Origin of the sequence: Heyndrickxia camelliae (assembly GCF_002844575.1) — a bacterium.
In the GTDB taxonomy this organism is placed as follows: Bacteria; Bacillota; Bacilli; order Bacillales; family Bacillaceae_C; genus Margalitia; species Margalitia camelliae.
In genome coordinates this window covers 107,656-127,132 of the sequence record NZ_PIQO01000004.1, presented here as the reverse complement: position 1 = coordinate 127,132, position 19,477 = coordinate 107,656, and the positions used below count along the sequence as shown (strand labels likewise).

General features: G+C 36.8%; 22 protein-coding genes. 4 read left to right on the top strand and 18 right to left on the bottom strand.

The window, feature by feature from the left end; translation table 11 throughout:
* Window positions 1-27: 27 nt before the first annotated feature.
* Window positions 28-240 (bottom strand): hypothetical protein, encoded by a 213-nt coding sequence (locus CWO92_RS07725; protein ID WP_101353638.1) that lies wholly within the window; start codon window positions 238-240, stop codon window positions 28-30.
* A 217-nt stretch (window positions 241-457) separates the two neighbouring features.
* Between CWO92_RS07725 and CWO92_RS07720 the strand changes: the two genes are divergently transcribed.
* Window positions 458-733 (top strand): alpha/beta-type small acid-soluble spore protein, encoded by a 276-nt coding sequence (locus CWO92_RS07720; RefSeq protein WP_101353637.1) that lies wholly within the window; start codon window positions 458-460, stop codon window positions 731-733.
* A gap of 226 nt (window positions 734-959) precedes the next feature.
* On the opposite strand, the gene CWO92_RS07715 is transcribed toward CWO92_RS07720, so the two are convergent.
* From CWO92_RS07715 to CWO92_RS07670, 10 genes are all read right to left on the bottom strand, one after another.
* Complete coding sequence (locus tag CWO92_RS07715) at window positions 960-2,111, bottom strand: ABC transporter permease (RefSeq protein ID WP_158176245.1); 1,152 nt, start codon at window positions 2,109-2,111, stop codon at window positions 960-962.
* Between the two features lie 21 nt (window positions 2,112-2,132).
* Window positions 2,133-3,344, bottom strand: a complete 1,212-nt coding sequence (locus CWO92_RS07710; protein WP_101353635.1) for an ABC transporter permease — start codon at window positions 3,342-3,344, stop codon at window positions 2,133-2,135.
* Between the two features lie 11 nt (window positions 3,345-3,355).
* Entirely contained in the window at window positions 3,356-4,288 is a 933-nt protein-coding gene (locus CWO92_RS07705) for an ABC transporter ATP-binding protein (RefSeq protein WP_101353634.1), read from the bottom strand.
* Window positions 4,289-4,441: 153 nt separating this feature from the next.
* Window positions 4,442-5,107, bottom strand: coding sequence for a response regulator (locus CWO92_RS07700; protein WP_101353633.1), 666 nt, complete (start codon window positions 5,105-5,107; stop codon window positions 4,442-4,444).
* Window positions 5,104-6,282 (bottom strand): sensor histidine kinase, encoded by a 1,179-nt coding sequence (locus tag CWO92_RS07695; protein ID WP_165786633.1) that lies wholly within the window; start codon window positions 6,280-6,282, stop codon window positions 5,104-5,106. Before CWO92_RS07695 ends, CWO92_RS07700 begins: the two co-directional genes overlap by 4 nt.
* Window positions 6,283-6,323: 41 nt before the next feature.
* Entirely contained in the window at window positions 6,324-6,953 is a 630-nt protein-coding gene (locus tag CWO92_RS07690; RefSeq protein WP_101353631.1) for a hypothetical protein, read from the bottom strand.
* A 129-nt stretch (window positions 6,954-7,082) separates the two neighbouring features.
* A complete protein-coding gene (locus tag CWO92_RS07685; RefSeq protein ID WP_233269927.1) occupies window positions 7,083-8,144 on the bottom strand; it encodes a permease in 1,062 nt (353 codons plus the stop codon).
* 210 nt (window positions 8,145-8,354) lie between these two features.
* Window positions 8,355-8,822: a flavin reductase family protein gene (locus CWO92_RS07680; RefSeq protein WP_101353630.1), complete on the bottom strand. Its 468-nt coding sequence runs from the start codon at window positions 8,820-8,822 to the stop codon at window positions 8,355-8,357.
* A gap of 127 nt (window positions 8,823-8,949) precedes the next feature.
* Entirely contained in the window at window positions 8,950-9,336 is a 387-nt protein-coding gene (locus CWO92_RS07675; protein WP_101353629.1) for a MaoC/PaaZ C-terminal domain-containing protein, read from the bottom strand.
* Between the two features lie 13 nt (window positions 9,337-9,349).
* On the bottom strand, window positions 9,350-9,778 hold the full coding sequence (locus tag CWO92_RS07670; protein ID WP_235851576.1) for a MaoC family dehydratase N-terminal domain-containing protein: 429 nt from the start codon (window positions 9,776-9,778) through the stop codon (window positions 9,350-9,352).
* Between the two features lie 315 nt (window positions 9,779-10,093).
* Here CWO92_RS07670 and CWO92_RS07665 point away from each other — a divergent pair, with 315 nt between their 5' ends.
* Window positions 10,094-11,356, top strand: a complete 1,263-nt coding sequence (locus CWO92_RS07665; RefSeq protein ID WP_101353803.1) for an Nramp family divalent metal transporter — start codon at window positions 10,094-10,096, stop codon at window positions 11,354-11,356.
* A 195-nt stretch (window positions 11,357-11,551) separates the two neighbouring features.
* Here CWO92_RS07665 and proC read toward each other — a convergent pair whose 3' ends face one another.
* Together proC and CWO92_RS07655 are read right to left on the bottom strand one after the other, a co-directional pair.
* Window positions 11,552-12,388 carry a pyrroline-5-carboxylate reductase gene (proC, locus tag CWO92_RS07660; protein ID WP_101353627.1) on the bottom strand — a complete coding sequence of 279 codons (837 nt, stop codon included), beginning with the start codon at window positions 12,386-12,388 and terminating at the stop codon, window positions 11,552-11,554.
* A gap of 107 nt (window positions 12,389-12,495) precedes the next feature.
* A complete protein-coding gene (locus CWO92_RS07655; protein WP_101353626.1) occupies window positions 12,496-12,975 on the bottom strand; it encodes a glutathione peroxidase in 480 nt (159 codons plus the stop codon).
* A gap of 327 nt (window positions 12,976-13,302) precedes the next feature.
* Here CWO92_RS07655 and CWO92_RS25980 point away from each other — a divergent pair, with 327 nt between their 5' ends.
* Together CWO92_RS25980 and CWO92_RS25975 are read left to right on the top strand one after the other, a co-directional pair.
* Window positions 13,303-13,488 (top strand): hypothetical protein, encoded by a 186-nt coding sequence (locus tag CWO92_RS25980; RefSeq protein ID WP_235851575.1) that lies wholly within the window; start codon window positions 13,303-13,305, stop codon window positions 13,486-13,488.
* Window positions 13,448-13,687, top strand: coding sequence for an NUDIX hydrolase (locus tag CWO92_RS25975; RefSeq protein WP_235851574.1), 240 nt, complete (start codon window positions 13,448-13,450; stop codon window positions 13,685-13,687). Before CWO92_RS25980 ends, CWO92_RS25975 begins: the two co-directional genes overlap by 41 nt.
* A gap of 326 nt (window positions 13,688-14,013) precedes the next feature.
* Here the strand turns inward: CWO92_RS25975 and CWO92_RS07645 are convergent, their stop codons facing one another.
* The 5 genes from CWO92_RS07645 to CWO92_RS07625 form a co-directional block, all read right to left on the bottom strand.
* On the bottom strand, window positions 14,014-14,844 hold the full coding sequence (locus CWO92_RS07645; RefSeq protein ID WP_101353625.1) for a carbohydrate ABC transporter permease: 831 nt from the start codon (window positions 14,842-14,844) through the stop codon (window positions 14,014-14,016).
* 11 nt (window positions 14,845-14,855) lie between these two features.
* Entirely contained in the window at window positions 14,856-15,764 is a 909-nt protein-coding gene (locus tag CWO92_RS07640) for a carbohydrate ABC transporter permease (RefSeq protein ID WP_233269925.1), read from the bottom strand.
* A gap of 65 nt (window positions 15,765-15,829) precedes the next feature.
* On the bottom strand, window positions 15,830-17,116 hold the full coding sequence (locus tag CWO92_RS07635; protein WP_101353624.1) for an extracellular solute-binding protein: 1,287 nt from the start codon (window positions 17,114-17,116) through the stop codon (window positions 15,830-15,832).
* 55 nt (window positions 17,117-17,171) lie between these two features.
* On the bottom strand, window positions 17,172-18,683 hold the full coding sequence (argH, locus tag CWO92_RS07630; protein WP_101353623.1) for an argininosuccinate lyase: 1,512 nt from the start codon (window positions 18,681-18,683) through the stop codon (window positions 17,172-17,174).
* Window positions 18,684-18,984: 301 nt separating this feature from the next.
* Window positions 18,985-19,434, bottom strand: a complete 450-nt coding sequence (locus tag CWO92_RS07625) for a Dps family protein (RefSeq protein WP_101353622.1) — start codon at window positions 19,432-19,434, stop codon at window positions 18,985-18,987.
* Between the last annotated feature and the right edge of the window lie 43 nt (window positions 19,435-19,477).

Sequence of the window (19,477 nt, the reverse complement as noted above, 5' to 3'; positions counted from 1 at the left end):
GAGTCTCTGTTTAAAGAGCTCTTATTTTTATTTCATTTCCTCTAAGTCTACTAGCCAGCACTCAAGTTCAAGATCGTAATATGGGTCTGATTTAGCTTTCATTATTTTATTTCCATATTCATCAAGAACTTCTTCCCCATTTAGTTCAAACATCCTAAAGTTGTCCCCTTTTCGCAGCTGCCTAAAGTCAATTTCCACCCATTCATAATTTTTAAAGGCTATCGTTCTTCTGAAATCCACGTTTCATCCCCTCTGTACATGATATGTAGGTGTCATTACATTTAATTCAACATATGAATAAAACGATTATGTTTTTATCCATTAGTATTTTAAAATGTGTATTGTCCTACTCCGTCCGCTGTGTCCAATTCTTTAATTTGTTCCGAAAATGGAAAGATATACTTCCTCATGAAAAAACAATCCTTAGGAAAAACTAAGGTATAAGGAGGGATTCTAAATGGCTAGAAGAAACAGGAAGCCTCTTGTACCAGGAACTAGAAATGCGCTTGATGCGTTCAAAGGACAAGTAATGGCAAGGCAAGGGTACAAGGTAGATCCGGAAGACCCAAACAGTGTCAAATATGAAGTAGCAAAAGAACAAGGAGTTCCTTTGCATAAAGGGTATAATGGTAATTTATCCGCAGAAGAGGCTGGAAAAGTTGGCGGCCCAATCGGAGGCAACATGGTAAAGGAAATGATTAGAATGGCTCAAGAACAACTGCAAAAAAAATAGTGCCGCAGAACTCGGCACTATTTCCCTATATCCAGCTTGAGTGCCTATCGGCTAGTGGATTATGCCGCTCAAGTCAGCAACAAGTAAAATAGAAGTGCTGTTTTCTATAGCCAGTAAACTATCTCCCTGTGTTTCCTTTATCTCAGTCGGAGACTACGGAGGTGAATTTAGACTTTAAATTTCACTCATCCATACGCAATCGCAAAGCGATTCCGTTTTGCTCCTTTCACTGGATACGTACTCTTAATAATCCAAAGGACAGAAATACAGCTGCAAATGCTAATAATATCGTTACTGGCTGTAAAATATCAGGTAGTGCCCCGCCGTCTGCAATGAGATTAGTAAATCCTTTCATTGCCCATGATTGAGGCACAAAATTGGCAATTTTTTGCATGATTGTAGGAACTACACTAAGCGGCCAATAAACTCCCCCAAGCATACAGGTAGAAACGATGATTAAAGAACCAATAGCAGTTTGTTGCTCAGTTGTTTTAACCATGCTCGCAATCGCTAAACCGAGTCCTACCACACATAATAATAATGCAGAAATGAGTACGATTAATCCAACAATGTTTCCCCATACTACATGAAAGACAATCGAGGAAAAGACCATTAATATTGCGAACTGAACCCAACCAATTAGAAAGAATGATAATAAATAACCTAATAAAAGCTCGGATTTTGTTATAGAAGTGGTTAATAATCTTGACCACACACCTGTGTTTTTTGCTTCAATAATAACACCTGTGACAGACATCATCATAAACATGACAAACATAATGGAAAATCCTGCAGAGCTGTAGGATAACCCACTTAAAGTTTTCTTCTGATTATTAGCGGATACGACTGTAGTGTATTTATTTGTTTGGCCTTCCGATTTCGATATTTTATCAAACATACTTGACCAATCGATGTCCTTACTCGACTTGCTCCATTCTACTGCTGCAATAACTTGTAATTTCATTCTATTGATTTCTTGATTCAACGATTGTTTGACCATACTCGTACTTGGTGAACCAGGTTGATGCTGGAAGTAAATTTTTGGACTTAGAGAACTTGCTAACTGCTCCTGGAAGCCTTGCTCAATCGTGATAACCCCATCCAATTTGTGATTCTTCAATAGTTCATTAGATGTCCTTTCATTACTTTCTTTCAGTTTTAAAGTGGAATCTTGATGCAGGCGGTTTATTAGGGCTTCTGATAAATGACTTTTATCTTTATCTACCACTGCTAGTGTAAGTGTTTGCGAAGAAGCATTTCCAAAAATACTACCGAATAGTAAGGTGAAAATAATCGGCATGACGAGCATTAATATATATGCGGATGGTTTGCTTAAAGTCCTTTTCATTTCAAATAAACAAACAGATATAGCTTTCATCACCATTACTCCTTTCTTTATTTAATTCGATATCATTCGGAAGCGCAAGGATCCAATTATAGTTGCAATAATTCCAATGCCAATAAGAATGCAAAGTGGTATTATCAAGCTATTCCATGAGGTCCCGGACATAATATTGGTAAAACTATTTAATGCCCATGAATTAGGTGTGATTTTAGAAATCTTCTGTAATGTTTCTGGAAAAACGGAAATAGGTATCATCGAACCGCCAAGTAAAGATAATACTTGAACAAGCATCCCACCTAAGGAATCGGCTGTTTTTTCTGTTTTCATAAAGGCAGCAACAATCATTGATAAGCCTGATACTGAAATGCTGTAGGCGATGGCAATCATGATTATTTGTCCTGGATTACTCCCCCAGTTCACTTGAATAATATAATGAGTCGCTCCCATAAAAATCAGGAATTGAACCATTGTATACAGGAAAGTGCCTAAAAATTTCCCAGTCATAATGGATACTCTATCAGTAGGTGAAATCATCATTCTTGATAACGTTAGATTGGCACGTTCCGATAGGATTGATTTTCCCCCAACCATGGCATTAAATAGCAAAAACATGGCTGCCATTGCGGCTGCGTAATATTGTAAAGAAGAAACTTGGTTTTTTCCTACTGGTTTGTCGTATACGAACGATGCATTAGCTTCTGCTTCCTTCCCAAGGTTATTAGTTAACCCAGCTCCAATTGACTTTAACTCTTTTCCGCTCTTTCCTTGAGATGCTAAATCAGAGAGAACCATTTTTGCTGATGCTGTTACAGCATTTGTTGTTTTTACATACGATACCGTTAATTGCTGGACAAAATTTGCTTCAAAATCCTTTCCATCAGAAACTTTAATGGTTACAGGTTCAGTTTTACCATTCGCAAGTTGTGTTCCCCAGTTCTTTGGAAGCACTACCCCCACATCCGCTTTCTTTTCATGAATGAATTGGTTTAGTTCCTTTTGAGAATAAACGTTTTTCACTACAATCGAGTTTTTTAATTGTGTATTTTCTAAAACTCCTTGAACAAATTGTTTGCTCAGAGGATGCTGATCCTGTTGATATAAGGCAATGATTGTTTTTGGAGCGGACGAAGAATCCCCCATCACTCCTTTTAAAGCAGAACCTAGAATAATTGTTAGAACGATTGGCATTAGAATCATCATCATGAATGCCCTTCGATCTTTGATACGAATCGAAAAATCTTTTATAGCAACAACGATGCTTTTCATTTATTTTCCTCCTAGTCCCTCAATGTCCTTCCCGTTAATTGTAAAAATAAGGATTCTAAGTTTGGTTCTTTTATTTGAATTGTTTGGATGGAAATGTCATGTGTGCCGCACAGGGATATGATTTCAGGCAGAATGTTTTTCTTATCAGAAAGCATAATTTCTATGGTTCCATCCTCTTTTCCATTCGTATTTTCAACGCCTTCTATATTCTCCAGATTAACTAACAAGTCAACATTAGGATTATCAACGATTAATTCTAGAACATGGCCGCCTGCCAAACGATTACAAAGCTCTGTCTTGTCGCCGATTGCAATCAGTTTCCCATGATCAATGATTCCAATCCTTTTGCACAGATATTCAACTTCCTCCATGTAATGGCTCGTATAAATAATGGTCATGCCTTCTTCATTCAACCTTTTAACCGTTTCTAAAATATGATTTCTTGATTGTGGATCAATACCAACGGTTGGTTCATCCATAATGAGAAGCTCTGGATTATGCATAAGGGCGGCTCCAATATTAATTCGCCTTTTCATTCCTCCTGAAAAGGTTTCAATTTTATCTTTTGCTCGATCTGTAAGTCCGACTATTTCTAACACTTCAAATGCCCTTTGTTTCGCTCTCCTACCCGTTATTCCGTACATCTTTCCCCAAAAAACCAAGTTATCCAATGCGGACATGGTTGGATAGAGAGCAATATCTTGTGGTACTACACCAATTTTTTCGCGGATTTTCATTGGTTTTTTCTGCACCGATAACCCATCAACTTGAATGTCCCCTTCGTCATAAGGAATCAAACCGCAAATCATTGAAATGGTGGTTGATTTTCCCGCCCCATTTGGACCAAGCAGTCCGAACGCTTCCCCTTTTTGTACTTCAAATGTGACATCGTTTACTACCTGGTGATGACCAAAACTCTTTTTTATATTTGATATTGATAACATCTATTTTTCCTCCTAACTTGTATGTTCCACTCATCTTTAGTGTTTTTATTGTAAAAGGAAAAGGGATGGTTTCCATCACGCTGCAGATAGATTTTAGCGTATAAAAAAAACGACACGATTGTGTCGTCTTTCATATCTTCACTATGCCGAAAGTCATTCGGTGAACGTAGTGATCCCGTATCGAACCGCAAATATAGCTGCTTGCGTACGATCCCTAATATTTAATTTTTGAATAAGATTGGAAACATGATTTTTGACAGTACCTTCTGTAATATACAATGTGTTTGCTATTTCCTTATTATTTAATCCAAGCCCCAAAAGTTTCAGTACTTCTAATTCACGGTCCGTTAAATCTTTTATAAGGATTGGTACTTCATCTACTTTTTCAATTATAGAACTTGTCTTTCGTTTCTCCGCCAATACTTGATTCGTGAAATCCTTCGGCAGAACAACGCCCCCATGATGAACCGTCATGATGGATTGCACGATCGTATCCGTTGACATATCCTTCAGCAAATAGCCGCATGCCCCTTCTTGCAAAGCATCATAAATAAGCTCACTATCATTAAAAGTTGTCAGCATCAACACTTTAATATCAGGCAACTTCTCCCGTAATACTCTAGTTCCATCTACTCCATTCATATTTGGCATCCTAATATCCATTAAAATTAAATCTGGCTTTTTCTCAAGTGCCAAAGTGATGGCTTCGTTTCCGTCACTTGCCATGCCCACAACTTCTATTTCTGGCCGTAAATTTAAAAGTGTGCCAAGACCCTCGCGAACAAGTGGCTGATCATCTACAATGATTATCTTAATCATCCTCTTACCTCCATAGAACTCCATTGAACCTGCTTTAATGGGATGGAAATATTGATATAAAATCCTTCCCCAACTTTACCTTCAAAATGTATCTCTCCACCATGTTCTTCTATGCGTTCCTTCATATTAAGCAATCCAAAACCTGGCACCACATTTTTTGTTCCCTGGCCATTATCAAAGATTTCCACCATGACACGGTGTTCGGATATATGTAGGGATACCTTATAAATCGTTGCCAAGCCGTGCCGCTTGGCATTTGTTAAGGACTCTTGAATTACTCTCTTCACGGTATGCTGCAGGGATGTATTGATAAGTTTTGGATCACCTATGATATCTAAGGTTGTTTCCAGACCTGATACAGCGGAAAAATCAGATAACATCTCTCTAAGCGAAGGAATAAAGGAAAGCTGTCCGGAATCTTCTTCTCTCAAGGTTCTAACAGATAAGCGAATTTCTTCCAATGATTTTCGCGTTAATTTTTCACATACCTCTATTACTTCTACTCCCTTCTTTACATCTATTTTCATAAGTTCCTTGGCTAATTGGATTTGGACTAACAAAGCTGTTATGTTATGACCCACTGTATCATGGATTTCACGGGCAATTCGATTCCGTTCTTGGATAGCAGTTAAATCCTCCACTTGTTTCGAATAATCACTTAACTGTTGGTGTGCTTGACTTAATGCTTTATGTGAAGCCGTCAACTGAACATATTGAGTGGAAATGGTTTCACGTGCACGTAATAAATTTCGTATCAAGCTTCCAACAATAGCACCATAGACGACAAACGAAAAGCTTATCAGGTTATTTCCAATAGAAAGATCCTTTGTTAAAGTATATTTCTCAAAACTGATAATCAGCCATGATACGATAAAGCAAATGGAAAACGCAAATAAAATTCTTTTATTATCGATAACTAAAAAAATGGTGGTGGAAATCACCCCAAAGAAAATTAAATATAATAGCCCGCCATCCTTCGGAAATATTAATCCAAATCCTGCACTAAGAAGAAAGTCAATAGAAATGCACACGATCCGAAGAGGCAATTTTTCCTTTAAAAATTGAATAAAATGATTGACGAAAAAAATAACCATGGCAATAATAATGTATGCTCGCCTATATGTATCGTCTTCAGCAGTTAAGGGAAAATAGGAACTGCTTAATAAAAGAAACATAATAACCCTTAAGGATGACAAAGAAAATAAAGAAACGCTTTTCATTGTTTTCCTTGCTCACGATAAATATATCGATATAATTGCTCTTTCGTGAATGAATCTTTTATCCCACCACATTGCTTGAAATAATGGACGATATCATTTCTAGACATTCCAAGCTCTTCCAGTCCCTTGGAAATGATTTTTACATAAGAGGATGGCGGTGTGAAAAAGGTTTCACCATTCATCGAGACAGGATTTGTAAAAGTAAACATTGGTGCTCCTTCTTTATATCCTAAAAAGACTATTCTTCCATACCAGTTTTCGTTAATGTTATGAAACCCATTATCAATCACTTTTTCTAATGGTATGGTGAGATTTTCCTCATTATTCTCTTGTGCAACAACATCCTCAAATTGTTCATTGGTGATTAAGTACATTCTGCCGATTGTTTTCACATCGGGATTCTCTTGATGATCAATGAATGCTACTCCGCCTTTTCCCCATTTGCTTCTGTTCTTAGCAAAATATAACGGGTATCTCAATTCTATTTTTTCATCGGCTTTCGGAGGAGTTTGGTCACGACATCCCTTTTCGACTTTTTCAGAGCCTTCTGGCTGCCCCCCTTGGATATAGCACATAAATCTATCACGATACAAATTGGATCCGTAGCTAACATACCAAACATTCATTCTTTTCCCTCCTAAGTAGTAATCGACTCTTTATTCGGCAAAACGCGTGGAATCTCCTTTATTAATGTGAAAAATAATATTCGAATAGAAAGAAAGGGATCATGCCATCAACATGATCCCAAGAATAGATTATAGTAATGTACCGATACAGCCTGCAATGATGCCAAGCACCATTACACTGCCTGTTAAGAAAACGATTGTTTTCTTAGAGAATGCTTTCCGAACCATAATAATGGATGGAATACTAATAACAGGTAATGTTATTAGTAAAGCTGCAGCTGGACCATGTCCAAGGCCTAATGCCAAGACTCCTTGTATAATAGCGATTTCTGCTGCTGTAGGTATTACGAATAAGGTACCGATAATGGCAAAGGCAATAATTAGCCCAAATGTATTGCTTGCATGACCGTTTAAAGCTGGATATAACCAAGAAATAAGCAGGCCCATAACAAATACAGATACTATATACAGAGGAAGAATGGTTACTACCATTTTACCAAATGTATATATCCAACGAACCAATAATGGTTTATTGCTTTTGACATTCTCAATATTCATCTTCTCAAGAATTGCGGTATCGACCATTTCATTTTTACTAAAGCGATTTGCTAAGTAACTTACACCGAATACTAGGATGATTCCTAGAATAAGTCTTAAAATAGTAAATTTCCAGCCTAAAACAAATACCATGAAAATAAGGACGGCAGGATTTAGTGCAGTGTTTCCAAACCAAAAGGCAATGGCAGCGCCTACCGAACTAGAACATTTTCTTAAACCTGATACTACCGGTGCAGCACAGCATGTGCACATCATGGCTGGCAATGCTAATAATCCGCCGCTTACCGAACCAAGAAAACCGGTTTTTCCTAAAACACGCGTAAGCCATTCTCTCGGAATGATTACCTGCATAAGCGACGCAACCACAGTTGCAACTAATAAAGCTTTCCAAATTGCTAAAAAGTAAGTAATGGAATAATTCCAGGCAGACGTAACTACATCTGTAAAATTCCCTGCTGACATCTCTGCTAATAGTGAAGTTCCTATATTATGGTCTTTGGAAGCTAATATGGCTTTGTGAAAATATGGATTCCATTTAGCCCAATATAAACCGATTGCAAAAACAATAAAAAATACGGCTACACCAAACCATTTTTTGCTAATGGGTTGGCCATGTGTCATGTCTGAATCCACAAGAGAACCCTCCTATTTAAAATTACAAATCTATAATTTTTTAACCTTTAAATTCTATCAAAGAGAATTATATGGGTCAAATTTGATTATTGCCCTTTTTATGTTTGTAAAAATCTATTGTCTTAAGAAAGAGGAACATAGATTGGATTTGCGTTTTCCAGTGTTAAAATACATCGTGAATTAAATCTTTTAAAAGCAAAAAAGAACATCTTATTCGATGTCCTTTAATGTACGGTAATTTCCGCCAAAGTATAAGAGTGGATCACCCTCAGATATAGCAATTTCCGTCACTTTTCCAATAAACAGCATATGATCCCCTGCTAACACCATATCTTGAACGTCACATGCAATGGTGGTTAAAGCATCTTGTAAAACTGGCTGTCCTCCAAGCCGATTATACACTACCTTGTCTTTTCCAGGTATTTGATCAGCATATATCATGGAGTATTCTGTTTGTTCCTCTTTTAAAAAGCTTACCGCATATTTTTTTGTTTTTTGAAGAATCTCATACATACTTGCTTTATTATCTATGGAAACAACCACTAACATCGGATCCAGTGAAACAGACATAAATGCATTTACGGTCATGCCATACACTTCCCCAGCGGACTCGGTTGTAACGATGGTAATTCCGGTTGCGAAATTCCCCATAGCATTGCGAAAGACTCTAGAATCCATTTTAAATTCCTCTCCCCTTCATATGTAAACATGCTCATGAATAAAATGATACAATTCTTTTCAAAACAATGTCAAAAATATCGTTCTGAACCGCTGTCTAAAAAGGAGAAGGAAAAGTTTTTGGCATTTACGATTTTTTAACTTCGAATTGGCCTTTTAGTTTCACTTCGCCGCTTTCATTTTTAACGAAAACTTTTCCAGCCAATCGTTCTTCTCCGTTTACCGTTTTTTCTTCATCTATATACCCTTCAATAGACAATTTTTCACCAGGTCTGGTCATGGCCGAAAAGCGTACCTTAAACGCTCTAATGTTTTGTCTCGGAAACCATTTTGTTAATGCTTCTCCCGCCATTCCCATTATCAGCATTCCATGGGCAATTACTCCACCTAATCCAGCCTTTTCTCCGATGGGAACAACAGTATGTATTGGGTTAAAATCTCCAGATGCCCCTGCATAGCGAACAAGTTGTGTAAATGTGATCGATTCTTTTTGAATGATTTCTAATTCACTCATCTTATCACCTCTTTTATTGATTTCTTTCTATAATATTGCTGCGTGCAATTAAAACAATCTTCCCGTCACGCGAAAAACGATTTTCGATGGTAATGAAGGTCATCCTTCTTTTTTCGACATGTGAGATAACTTTTGCGGTACAGGTAATCTCATCACCAGCACAAATATCTTCCAAATACTCATATTCCTGTTCCCCATGTAAAACCATTAATGGGTCTAAATCTAATTCCCTTATTAATGTTTCAAAATCTAAACCGCTCCACATTTCCATAACAGTTGGGAAAGTAGGCGGAATCGGAATATCACGAAAACCCTGTTCTTTCGCTTTTTCAACATCATAATAAATGGGATTATCATCCCCAATAGCCATTGCAAACTCTTTAATCTTTCCTCGTTCAACTGTAAAGGGTTGTACATGAAATGTTTTCCCTGTTTTATTCATACTCTGCATGTTAGCTCCTTTCTTGAAACAAAATAAGAACATAATTTCATTATAACACTTTTCGATTTTTCACAAGATTATAACAATAGTGAAAAAAAGAGAAATTGGGCATCATTTAAGTAACACAAAAGATAAGCAAGAAAATCTAATAAACTAATTATCTAAAAATCAAGTAAAAATAGTTTACATTTTCGAATTACATGAATACAATGTAAATATATTAGAATTTTCCCTAAGGAAACTTTTTTGTCGAAGGTTTACTTTTGAGCGGGGAGGAAACAAAAATTGAACGATAAAACATTACCACGCAAATATATGCCAAAAATGAATAAGACGACTTCCAACGCAAAAGCAGTACTAAGAGGGGAAGTTACCGGTATTAAAAGGATTCTGCCTTTCTTAGGGCCAGCATTTATCGCAGCTGTTGCTTATATAGACCCAGGAAACTTTGCAACTAATATTACAGCGGGATCGAAATACGGTTATCTTTTGCTTTGGGTGATTGCTGTATCGAATTTAATGGCAGTCCTTATTCAATCTTTATCTGCAAAATTAGGAATCGCTACTCAGAAAAATCTTCCTGAAATTGCAAGAGAAAGATTTCCAAAAGCAGCTTCAATATTCCTGTGGATTCAAAGCGAGCTCGTAATCATTGCAACGGATTTAGCAGAATTTATTGGAGCAGCTTTAGGACTATATTTATTATTCGATATACCAATGGTTCCAGCAGCATTGATTACTGCTGTCGGCTCCTTCGCTATTTTAGAACTGCAGCGAAGAGGATACCGTTCCCTAGAAGCTGGAATTGCTGCTATGGTGTTAATTGTTGTATTAGCCTTTGCCTTACAAACTTTCTTAGCAAAACCAGACATGGCTGATGTTGCAAAAGGATTAGTGTTCCCGAAATTCCAAGGAGTTGATAGTATTTTGCTCGCTGCTGGTATACTTGGAGCTACCGTTATGCCACATGCGATTTACTTGCATTCTTCACTAACTCAAAATCGGATTGTCGGAAAAAATGACCGCGAGAAAAAACAAATTTTTAAATTTGAGTTTTTTGATATTGTAATTGCCATGATTATTGCAGGTGCCATTAATATGAGTATGCTAATGGTTTCTGCAGCACTATTCCATAAGCACGGATTAGTAGTGGAAGACTTGCATATTGCTTTTGACCAATTCAACCATTATGTCGGTCCTATAGCATCAATATCATTCGGACTTGGCCTTCTTATTGCTGGACTATCAAGTTCATCAGTTGGTACTATGTCCGGAGATGTCGTGATGCAAGGCTTTATTAACCGCCATATTAACCTTTATCTAAGAAGAGCCATTACGATGATTCCGCCATTAGCCATCATCATATTTGGTGTAAATCCAACAAGCGCGTTAGTAATCAGCCAAGTCATCCTTTCCTTTGGAATTGCTTTCGCCTTAATCCCTTTGATCATCTTTACAAGTAATAAAAAGATTATGGGAGCACTGGTGAATCATCGGATAACAACCATAATTGGCTGGATTGTCGCAGGATTAGTCGTAGCTTTAAATATATTCCTTTTATTTGAGACAATATTTTAATAAGAAAAACAACAGCGCCTTGTCCACCCCCTTTGGCACTGTTACCGGAAACTCTTTTCCCAAAAATGTTGTGAGTGCTATTAGCATCACAACATTTTTTTGGTTTATTGTTTCGTGATAGACATTGCCGGTATCGACAGTTCTGAAAATAGCAAAAAGCAGGCTGCATATTTAGCAGGCCTGCTTCAGAAGTCGTTAATGATTTATAGATGGCACCTTATTAAAAGGTTCCCCCATTTCTTTGGATCTCTCCGCAGTAGCTTTTACTGCTTCTTTTATTGCTTGGTTACCGCCAAAAATTTCAAGTGCTTCTAATCCTTTTGCAGTAGGACCATTAGGAGCGGCTACGTTTTGAATAAGCTTTGTAAAGGATTCCTCTTGTTCCAGAACCATTTTTGCTGCTCCTAATACCGTTTGCGCAATAGCGTAGCGAACGGTTGTATATGGTAACCCCTCTGCGACAGCAACTTTTTGCATATGTTCCATTAATGCATAAAAGTAAGCAGGCGCACTTCCAGCAATCCCAGTGAAAATATCCATATGTTTTTCATCGATTTGAAATACTTCCCCAATTCCTCTGAATATTTCCATTGCAAGTCCAACAGAATGGTTGGAAGGATAAGTACCGGAAGACAATGCCGTTGCAGATTCTCCTACCATACTTGGTGTATTTGGCATGACACGTATAATTTGCGGCTTGCCGCCAAGATGGTCCTCGATAAAACCAGTATTTACACTGGTAACGATTGATACGATCAATTGGTTAGCTGAAATCTTATTCTTTATCGATTGCAGTGCTTGTTCTAAATTCTTTGGCTGCATCGCAAGAACGATAATATCTACTTTCTCTAAATCAAAAGAATCTATTTGTATTTTATATTTTTTCTGCAATTCATAAAGCCTGTCTTTATTACTGTGATTTTTTACATATATTTGATGAGCAGGAATGATCTGTTTATTTATCAAGCCTGATAGGATGGCTTCAGCCATTGGACCTGCTCCTAAAAAAGCAATGCTTTGATTCATCATCATGTATCATCCCTCTATCTACCTATTTTTTGTACAACGTTAACTATCATAACATGTTTTATGTTAATAGATAAATAGAAAGAATTTAGGAGACAAATAGTTTTCTACTTTTACTTCAAATATTGAAGAATGTCTTCTTCTATTTTGAATGGAGTTATATTAGGGGCGTATCTTCCAACCACCTCTCCTTGTCGGTTAACTAAAAATTTGGTAAAATTCCATTTTATATTTTTCGTTCCTAAAAAACCGGAAGCATGAGACTTTAAATATTGGTAAATAGGATGTGTATTTTTCCCATTTACATCAATCTTTTCAAACATTGGGAAAGACACCTGATAGTTAAGGGAACAAAATTGGGCAATTTCCTCATTAGTTCCAGGGTCTTGTGATCCAAATTGATTACAAGGAAAACCAAGTATTTTAAAACCCTTATCCTTATATTTCTGATACAATTTTTCCAATTCCTCAAATTGTTTCGTAAACCCACATTTACTTGCCGTATTTACAATGAGTAAAACATTATCTTTATAATTTGACATAGAGATTTCTTCTCCATTGATGAGACGAGCAGAAAGTGAATAAAAGCTCATACGTATCCCCCACTCTATTTGTGAAATTAGATTAATTCTAATTTTATAATGAGACAAAGGAAAGAAATATACCTTTTTAATTTCTACTATTTATATAAAACCCCTTTTTAAAAGTGAAGCGGGTACGCAAATAATTCCTCGGTGTTGTCCCATATAACGGAAATGATAACCCGCTAACAAGGCAAATCTACAAAAGGGCTACTTTTTCCTCCAATTTTAAAAAGATCGTCACATTCTCCATGCATGGTACAAAGGAAAATGAATTGTTCTCCTAGAATATTGGATATAGTCATATTTATTTTATTCCAATCTTTTGGAGGAATTTCAATGAATCAATCATATGTAAACTGGGATGGTAATCTTATTCAATTAACATGGTTCCCTAGGAAGATGCCGAAAATAGAATTAGTGACAAGCGTACATGGATATTGTTTTTTTAAAGAAAAAATCATGTTGGTTAAAATTATTCATCGTGGTTTTAATATGCCTGGCGGACATATCGAGGGAAAATGAAACACCAGAACAAGCATTTCATCGTGAAGCATTTGAAGAAGGGTATGTAAAGGGAGAATTAAAATACCTTGGTGCAATTGAAGTAAATCACAAAGAAAATCCTCATTTTAATCCAAATGGAAAATATCCATTCAATTGGTTACCAGCTGTTCTATCGTATGGATATTACAGAGTGTCTGCCATTTTTGCGGCAGTATGAATCTACCGCACGTATTTGGGTAGAACCTGACCAGGTCCCTTATATTATCGAGGACCATCCTCTGACAACAAACATATTAGAAACGGCAATTAATTTAGATTAAAATAGGGAATCAAATATGCTATTTTGATTCCCGCAATGCTATCCTTTTCAAAAATAGGAGAAACGCTTAAAATTAAGAAAGAATAAGGCAAAGGAGTAGTAAGCATGAGTAATATATGGATTCCCATACTTAGTATCATGATAGTCATATATATTGTTATAGGGATAATATTATTTAGATTTTTCAAGAAGAATAAAAAGAATACAATACGATAACTTGCCTTTTACCCTTTCACTCCCGTCATAGCAATCCCTTCCACAATTCTTTTTTGGAAAAAGAGAAAAACGATAATCATCGGAATAACAGCCATGGTACTCATACACATTATGAGGTTCCACTTTATTCCCCCTGCATCTGCCGTCGAAAATAAAGAGATTCCAACCGGCAAGGTGCGCATATTATCAGTGGCGGTAATAATAACCGGCCATAGATAGGCATTCCAATTTCCCAGAAAGGTAATGATTCCCAAGGCAGATAAGGCTGGTTTTACTTGTGGAAGGGCAATTCGCCACCAAATTTTAAATTCTCCCATACCGTCAATTCGTGCTGCATCTAAAATATCATCTGGAACGCCAAGCATAAATTGCCTCATTAAAAAGATCCCAAAAGCTTCGATTAAACCAGGAAACATAATTCCCCAATACGTGTCAACCCAACCAAAATCACTGCCCATTACATACCAGGGAATCACCAACATTTCCGTTGGAATCATTAAGGTACTTAGAATTAATATAAATACTATCTTAGCACCTGGAAAGCGATGCTTTGCTAAAACATACCCAACTAAAGAATTAAAAATTAGACAGCTGATGGTGACAGTCACTGCAACCACGATACTGTTCCAATACCAACGTAAAAACTCGGTCTCCTGAAAAATATATTGATATCCTGACCAATCGATTTTCTTTGGTAAAAATGAAAAATTATAAAAATCAGAGATGCTTTTTAAAGAGGACAATATCATCCATATAAATGGAAATGCTACAATCATAACACCTGCTAAAAGAAATATATGAATGAAAACAGCACCTATTTCTCTCTTCTTTTTTTTCATTGAAACACCTCCTAATATTCATAACTCTTATTTAATATACGCAGTTGTATTAAGGTGACTAAAAGAATGATGATAAATAAAACAACTGTAATGGCAGATGCATATTCCATATTAAAATCAGTAAATGCATTTTTATACATATAAACAACGATACTTAATGTACTATTTAATGGACCACCTGCATTGGCTGCGCTTCCTCCTGTTAAATTTTGAATTTGTGTAAAGGATTGCAAAGATTGAATAACCCCCGTCACAGCTAAAAAAACAATAGTAGGATTCAATAATGGAAAGGTAATTTTCCAAAACATTTTCCATTTGCTTGCACCGTCGATTTGTGCAGCTTCATAAAAATGCTTTGGTACTGCTTCGAGTCCTGCCATAAAAATAAGCATACTAAATCCCATGGCCTGCCAAATCATCACCGCACTTACGGATAAAAGAGATTCGTTTGGGTCACCGAGAAATCCTTGCGGAGGTATATGCAGCCAAGTCAATATTTGATTAAATACTCCAGTATTTTGGTCATACATTAATCTCCACACCCAACTTACTGCAACAATAGAAGTGATATATGGCAAAAAATAGATCATTCGGTAAAACCACCGAAAATGACGAACTCGTTGAATTCCTAGGGCTATGATTAATCCTAAAGCCATTTGCAAGGGAACGGTAACAATAACATATAAGCCTGTATTTAAAACTGATTTCCAAAAAACAGGATCCTGTAAAAGCTGTTTGTAATTATCAATTGTGCCACTGGTATGATCTTGCGTCATAAAAGACAGTGAAAATGCGTAGAGAGTCGGAAATATACGTATGGATATAAAGAAAAGTAATGGAACGATTAGAAAGGTATATGCGGTTAATGTTCTTCTTGTTTGTAATTTCATTGGTTGCCGATTACTACTAACATTTGTCATCTCCTTTTCCCCCTTATTGGAAAAGGCACCGTCTGATGACTGGATTCAGACGGTGCTAAATTTCCTTATTTATAATATTGGTCACGAATTTTTTGCTGCTCCTTCACGAGATTTTCAAATGTTTTATCAAACGGTGCATTTTTTAACAGGATGGATTCTACTGCATTATTGATGGAATCTCTTTCTTTCGCTTCATCAACAAAAAGGGTTGCATGTGCATCAGCTAAACCTTCTACAAATGGTCCGTAAATAGGATCACTTTTGATGGAATCATCATTCGAAAATGAAGCAGCTGCAGGAAGCTCCCCAACTTTATCCAACCATTCCTTCTGGGTATCCTCTGATATTAAGAATTTGAGAAACTTTTCAGCTGCTTTTAATTTTTCACCGGACAGTCCCTTGGCAAGACTATTCGTCCAATAGGAACCGAAATTAGACTTAATACCCCCTTCTTCACGAACTGGAAGGGTGGTCACACCCCAAGCAAATTTTGCAGCTTCTTTTGTCGCAGCGACACTGAAGGAACCGTCAATCATCATACCCGCCTTCCCTGCTTTAAACGCCGTGTTATAATCTGTTAGGAAATTACGGTCGCCTATCTTTTCTTCCTGCGTCATATTGACCCAATATTTAAATGCCTCAAGCCCTTCTGGAGAAGAACTCCATTGGACTGTCTTTCCATCATCACTAAATGGTATGATCCCCCATTGACGAAGCAGCACTTCTTCAAAAGTATGATATCCTTGCCCATTAACATCCCAAGCAAAGCCCTCTTGCTCATATTGCCCATTTGCTTTCATTTTGGTCATTTGTTTCGCCATTGTGATAAGTTCATCCCATGTTTTTGGCGGCTTTTCTGGATCTAATCCAGCTGCTTTGAACATATCTTTATTCCAAAATAATGCGAGAGACCGTACCGCTACTGGCAACCCATAATATTTCCCGTTTATTTTGGATGCTTGAATCATGGGAATATAATAAGATTCAATATCATTTGCACTCATAAAATCTTCTGGGATGGATTGGATGTAACCCTTTTGCTGATATTGCGGCAGCCAGCCATAATATAGATTCATAATATCTGGCCCTTTTTTGGCATTAACGGCTGCAGCTATTTTTTGATTGTATTGGTCGTAAGGGAAATCTTGTGCTACTACTTTAATGTTAGGATTTTCTGCCTCAAACTTTTTAATAAGATCCTTTATAATGTCTACTTTTTGTGGGAATGTGTATTGCCAATACGTAATGGTTACTTTTCCAGAATTAGAATCATCCTTTTTACCACATGCACTTGTTAATATCAGTACACAGATAATCATGGCAATAAAGATGGTAAACTTGCTTTTTTTCATGTCAGCTCCCCCTCATTAAGCTTTGTGAAACGTTTCCCTAAGTCTGACATTCCTTTTATTCTGTTTTCATCCATTTTTGAGTTAATTCTTGCATGGTCTGGCTGCAAGACGCTAGTGAATGCTGTATTCTTTTGGTTTCTATAATCCGATCCTTTAAATGCTGTTTTCGAGCATTTATCATTCGCCTTCCCTCTGAGTGTGCTGGTCCTCCCGGTTGAGATCTTTTTTGTATAAATAGTATGGGATCCATTGACTTTTCTACGAATTGCTTGGAAAGTTGGAGAGGTTTTCCGATAATATGTATTGCTGCTTCATCTAAATGTTGGCTTGTAATTTGGGAGGGTTGTATATTTCGTTCTATACAAATGCGGACGAGTTTGCTTGCGATGGCATGTGATGTTCGAAATGGAATATTTACTTCGCGAGTCAATTCATCTGCCAGTTCTGTAATAGTAGCGAAGCTTTGTTTTGTTCGTTGATACAATATTTCTTTATTTACCTGTAATGTGCCAATAACAACAGTAGATAGGGAGTAAACCTCCTTTGCTGTTTTATGGCATTTCCATAGAAATGGCTGCAAATCATCTTCTGTATCATTAATATCACCAAACGGTGTATTATGAATCATTTGCAGTACCGTTTCGGCAGCACCAACGCCACTTGAACTTAGGGAACGGATGTGCTCCAATGATACTGGATTCCTTTTTTGTGGCATAATGGAGCTTGTTTGTACATAAGGATCAGCAACTCTAATAGCAGAAAATTCCTGGGTGGACCACAACAATAAATCTTGGACTACTCTTCCTAAATTAATAAGAGCTACTTTCACTGCACTTGCAGCTTCACTTAAATAATCAGCACCTGCAATTGCATCATAGGAATTCTCTACTAACCCATTAAAACCCAAGAGCTCCTTTACTCTATGCCGATTAATGGGAAAGCCTGTCGTTGTTAAAGCAGCAGCTCCAAGCGGACTACGATTACAGGTTTGAAATGCGTGACATAACCGCGTTACATCACGTTCGATAACATCAAAAACAGCTAATAAATAATGGGCAAATGTCATAGGCTGAGCTTGCTGAGTATGTGTATAACCAAGCATTAAAGTGTCTAAGTGATCCTCAGCAACTTCCAGTAATGTTTGTAGGAAGTGTTCTGCAGATTGAATGGTTTGCAATAAGTACTGCCTTAAAGTCATGCGGTATATAGCTACCCCCATATCATTGCGGCTCCGAGCCAAATGAAGACTTCCTCCTATTTCTCCTGCCAAACGAATGATTTCACTTTCTACGAAAAAAAATAAGTCTTCAAATTGCCCATCATAACATGAATTTCGAATCTTTTTCAAATCTAGTTGGTTTAGAGCATCTCGAATGGCTGCTCCGTCTTCCTGGGTTAATATGTTTTGTTCCACCAACATGACTAAATGAGCGTAATGAACTTCTAACATTGGGCCCAACAATTCCATTTTTGCATTATGGTATGCTGGCTCCAGGACTACATGACTGTAAGTTCTCCCGGGGAATGTAAAGCCTTCTTCTTTTAATATTTTTTGAATTCTATCCAACTTTCCTCTCCTTCTTTAATCATGTAAATTTTATACTTATATCTCATTATATTCGCCCCTTTATACGTCTTAAAAATAGCCATGTCACGACGCAAATGAGGATTTCAAACAAATTCGAACATCCCCTTATATGAAAACGGTTTGGAATATAAGAGCTTGGTAAAAGTTTATTAAATGTATCTTTACCTTAGACATGTTTTTTTCTAAATAACAACATTTCTATGTATAATTGTCCGCCAAATTAAAACAATTAAAAAAACAAAAACCGGAACGAATAATGTTATGTTCCGGTTTCTGAGTATTATTCATACGCAATTAAGGCGCCAAACATCCAAAGATGTTTCTCAAATTTCGCTTGGAGTTCATTTAATAAATCGACAGTAGGACCATCCTTAACTTCCTCTGCCAGCTTAATACCCGTATTTTTTATTTCATCGACCATTTGCTCGTAATCCTTCATTAATTGAGAAACTATTTCGTTTTCCTTGTCATCAGCAGATGCTTCAACTAGGGTTGTTTCCTCCAAGTATTTACTCATTGTTGCCAGCGGTTTTCCACCAATAGCTAAAATTCTTTCTGCAATCTCATCGAGATCCTCCGCCATTTCGTTATATAAGTTCTCAAATAGTTGATGTAATGTATAGAAATGTCTTCCCTGCACAAACCAATGGTAACGATGTAATTTAACGTACATGATATTAAAATTAGATAATTCTTGGTTTAAAAAATTGATAAGCTTTTGATTATTCATGTCAAACCTAACCTTTCAAGAGATTTTATTCTTATTTTTTGAA

What these genes read in the sequence shown, in the direction of transcription:
- CWO92_RS07720 (WP_101353637.1), top strand. Translation starts at nt 458, where the DNA reads ATGGCTAGAAGAAACAGGAAGCCTCTTGTACCAGGAACTAGAAATGCG.
- CWO92_RS07715 (WP_158176245.1), bottom strand. Translation starts at nt 2,111, where the DNA reads ATGAAAGCTATATCTGTTTGTTTATTTGAAATGAAAAGGACTTTAAGC.
- CWO92_RS07710 (WP_101353635.1), bottom strand. Translation starts at nt 3,344, where the DNA reads ATGAAAAGCATCGTTGTTGCTATAAAAGATTTTTCGATTCGTATCAAA.
- CWO92_RS07705 (WP_101353634.1), bottom strand. Translation starts at nt 4,288, where the DNA reads ATGTTATCAATATCAAATATAAAAAAGAGTTTTGGTCATCACCAGGTA.
- CWO92_RS07700 (WP_101353633.1), bottom strand. Translation starts at nt 5,107, where the DNA reads ATGATTAAGATAATCATTGTAGATGATCAGCCACTTGTTCGCGAGGGT.
- CWO92_RS07695 (WP_165786633.1), bottom strand. Translation starts at nt 6,282, where the DNA reads ATGTTTCTTTTATTAAGCAGTTCCTATTTTCCCTTAACTGCTGAAGAC.
- CWO92_RS07690 (WP_101353631.1), bottom strand. Translation starts at nt 6,953, where the DNA reads ATGAATGTTTGGTATGTTAGCTACGGATCCAATTTGTATCGTGATAGA.
- CWO92_RS07680 (WP_101353630.1), bottom strand. Translation starts at nt 8,822, where the DNA reads ATGGATTCTAGAGTCTTTCGCAATGCTATGGGGAATTTCGCAACCGGA.
- CWO92_RS07675 (WP_101353629.1), bottom strand. Translation starts at nt 9,336, where the DNA reads ATGAGTGAATTAGAAATCATTCAAAAAGAATCGATCACATTTACACAA.
- CWO92_RS07670 (WP_235851576.1), bottom strand. Translation starts at nt 9,778, where the DNA reads ATGAATAAAACAGGGAAAACATTTCATGTACAACCCTTTACAGTTGAA.
- CWO92_RS07665 (WP_101353803.1), top strand. Translation starts at nt 10,094, where the DNA reads ATGCCAAAAATGAATAAGACGACTTCCAACGCAAAAGCAGTACTAAGA.
- proC (WP_101353627.1), bottom strand. Translation starts at nt 12,388, where the DNA reads ATGATGATGAATCAAAGCATTGCTTTTTTAGGAGCAGGTCCAATGGCT.
- CWO92_RS07655 (WP_101353626.1), bottom strand. Translation starts at nt 12,975, where the DNA reads ATGAGCTTTTATTCACTTTCTGCTCGTCTCATCAATGGAGAAGAAATC.
- CWO92_RS25980 (WP_235851575.1), top strand. Translation starts at nt 13,303, where the DNA reads ATGAATCAATCATATGTAAACTGGGATGGTAATCTTATTCAATTAACA.
- CWO92_RS07645 (WP_101353625.1), bottom strand. Translation starts at nt 14,844, where the DNA reads ATGAAAAAAAAGAAGAGAGAAATAGGTGCTGTTTTCATTCATATATTT.
- CWO92_RS07640 (WP_233269925.1), bottom strand. Translation starts at nt 15,764, where the DNA reads ATGACAAATGTTAGTAGTAATCGGCAACCAATGAAATTACAAACAAGA.
- CWO92_RS07635 (WP_101353624.1), bottom strand. Translation starts at nt 17,116, where the DNA reads ATGAAAAAAAGCAAGTTTACCATCTTTATTGCCATGATTATCTGTGTA.
- CWO92_RS07625 (WP_101353622.1), bottom strand. Translation starts at nt 19,434, where the DNA reads ATGAATAATCAAAAGCTTATCAATTTTTTAAACCAAGAATTATCTAAT.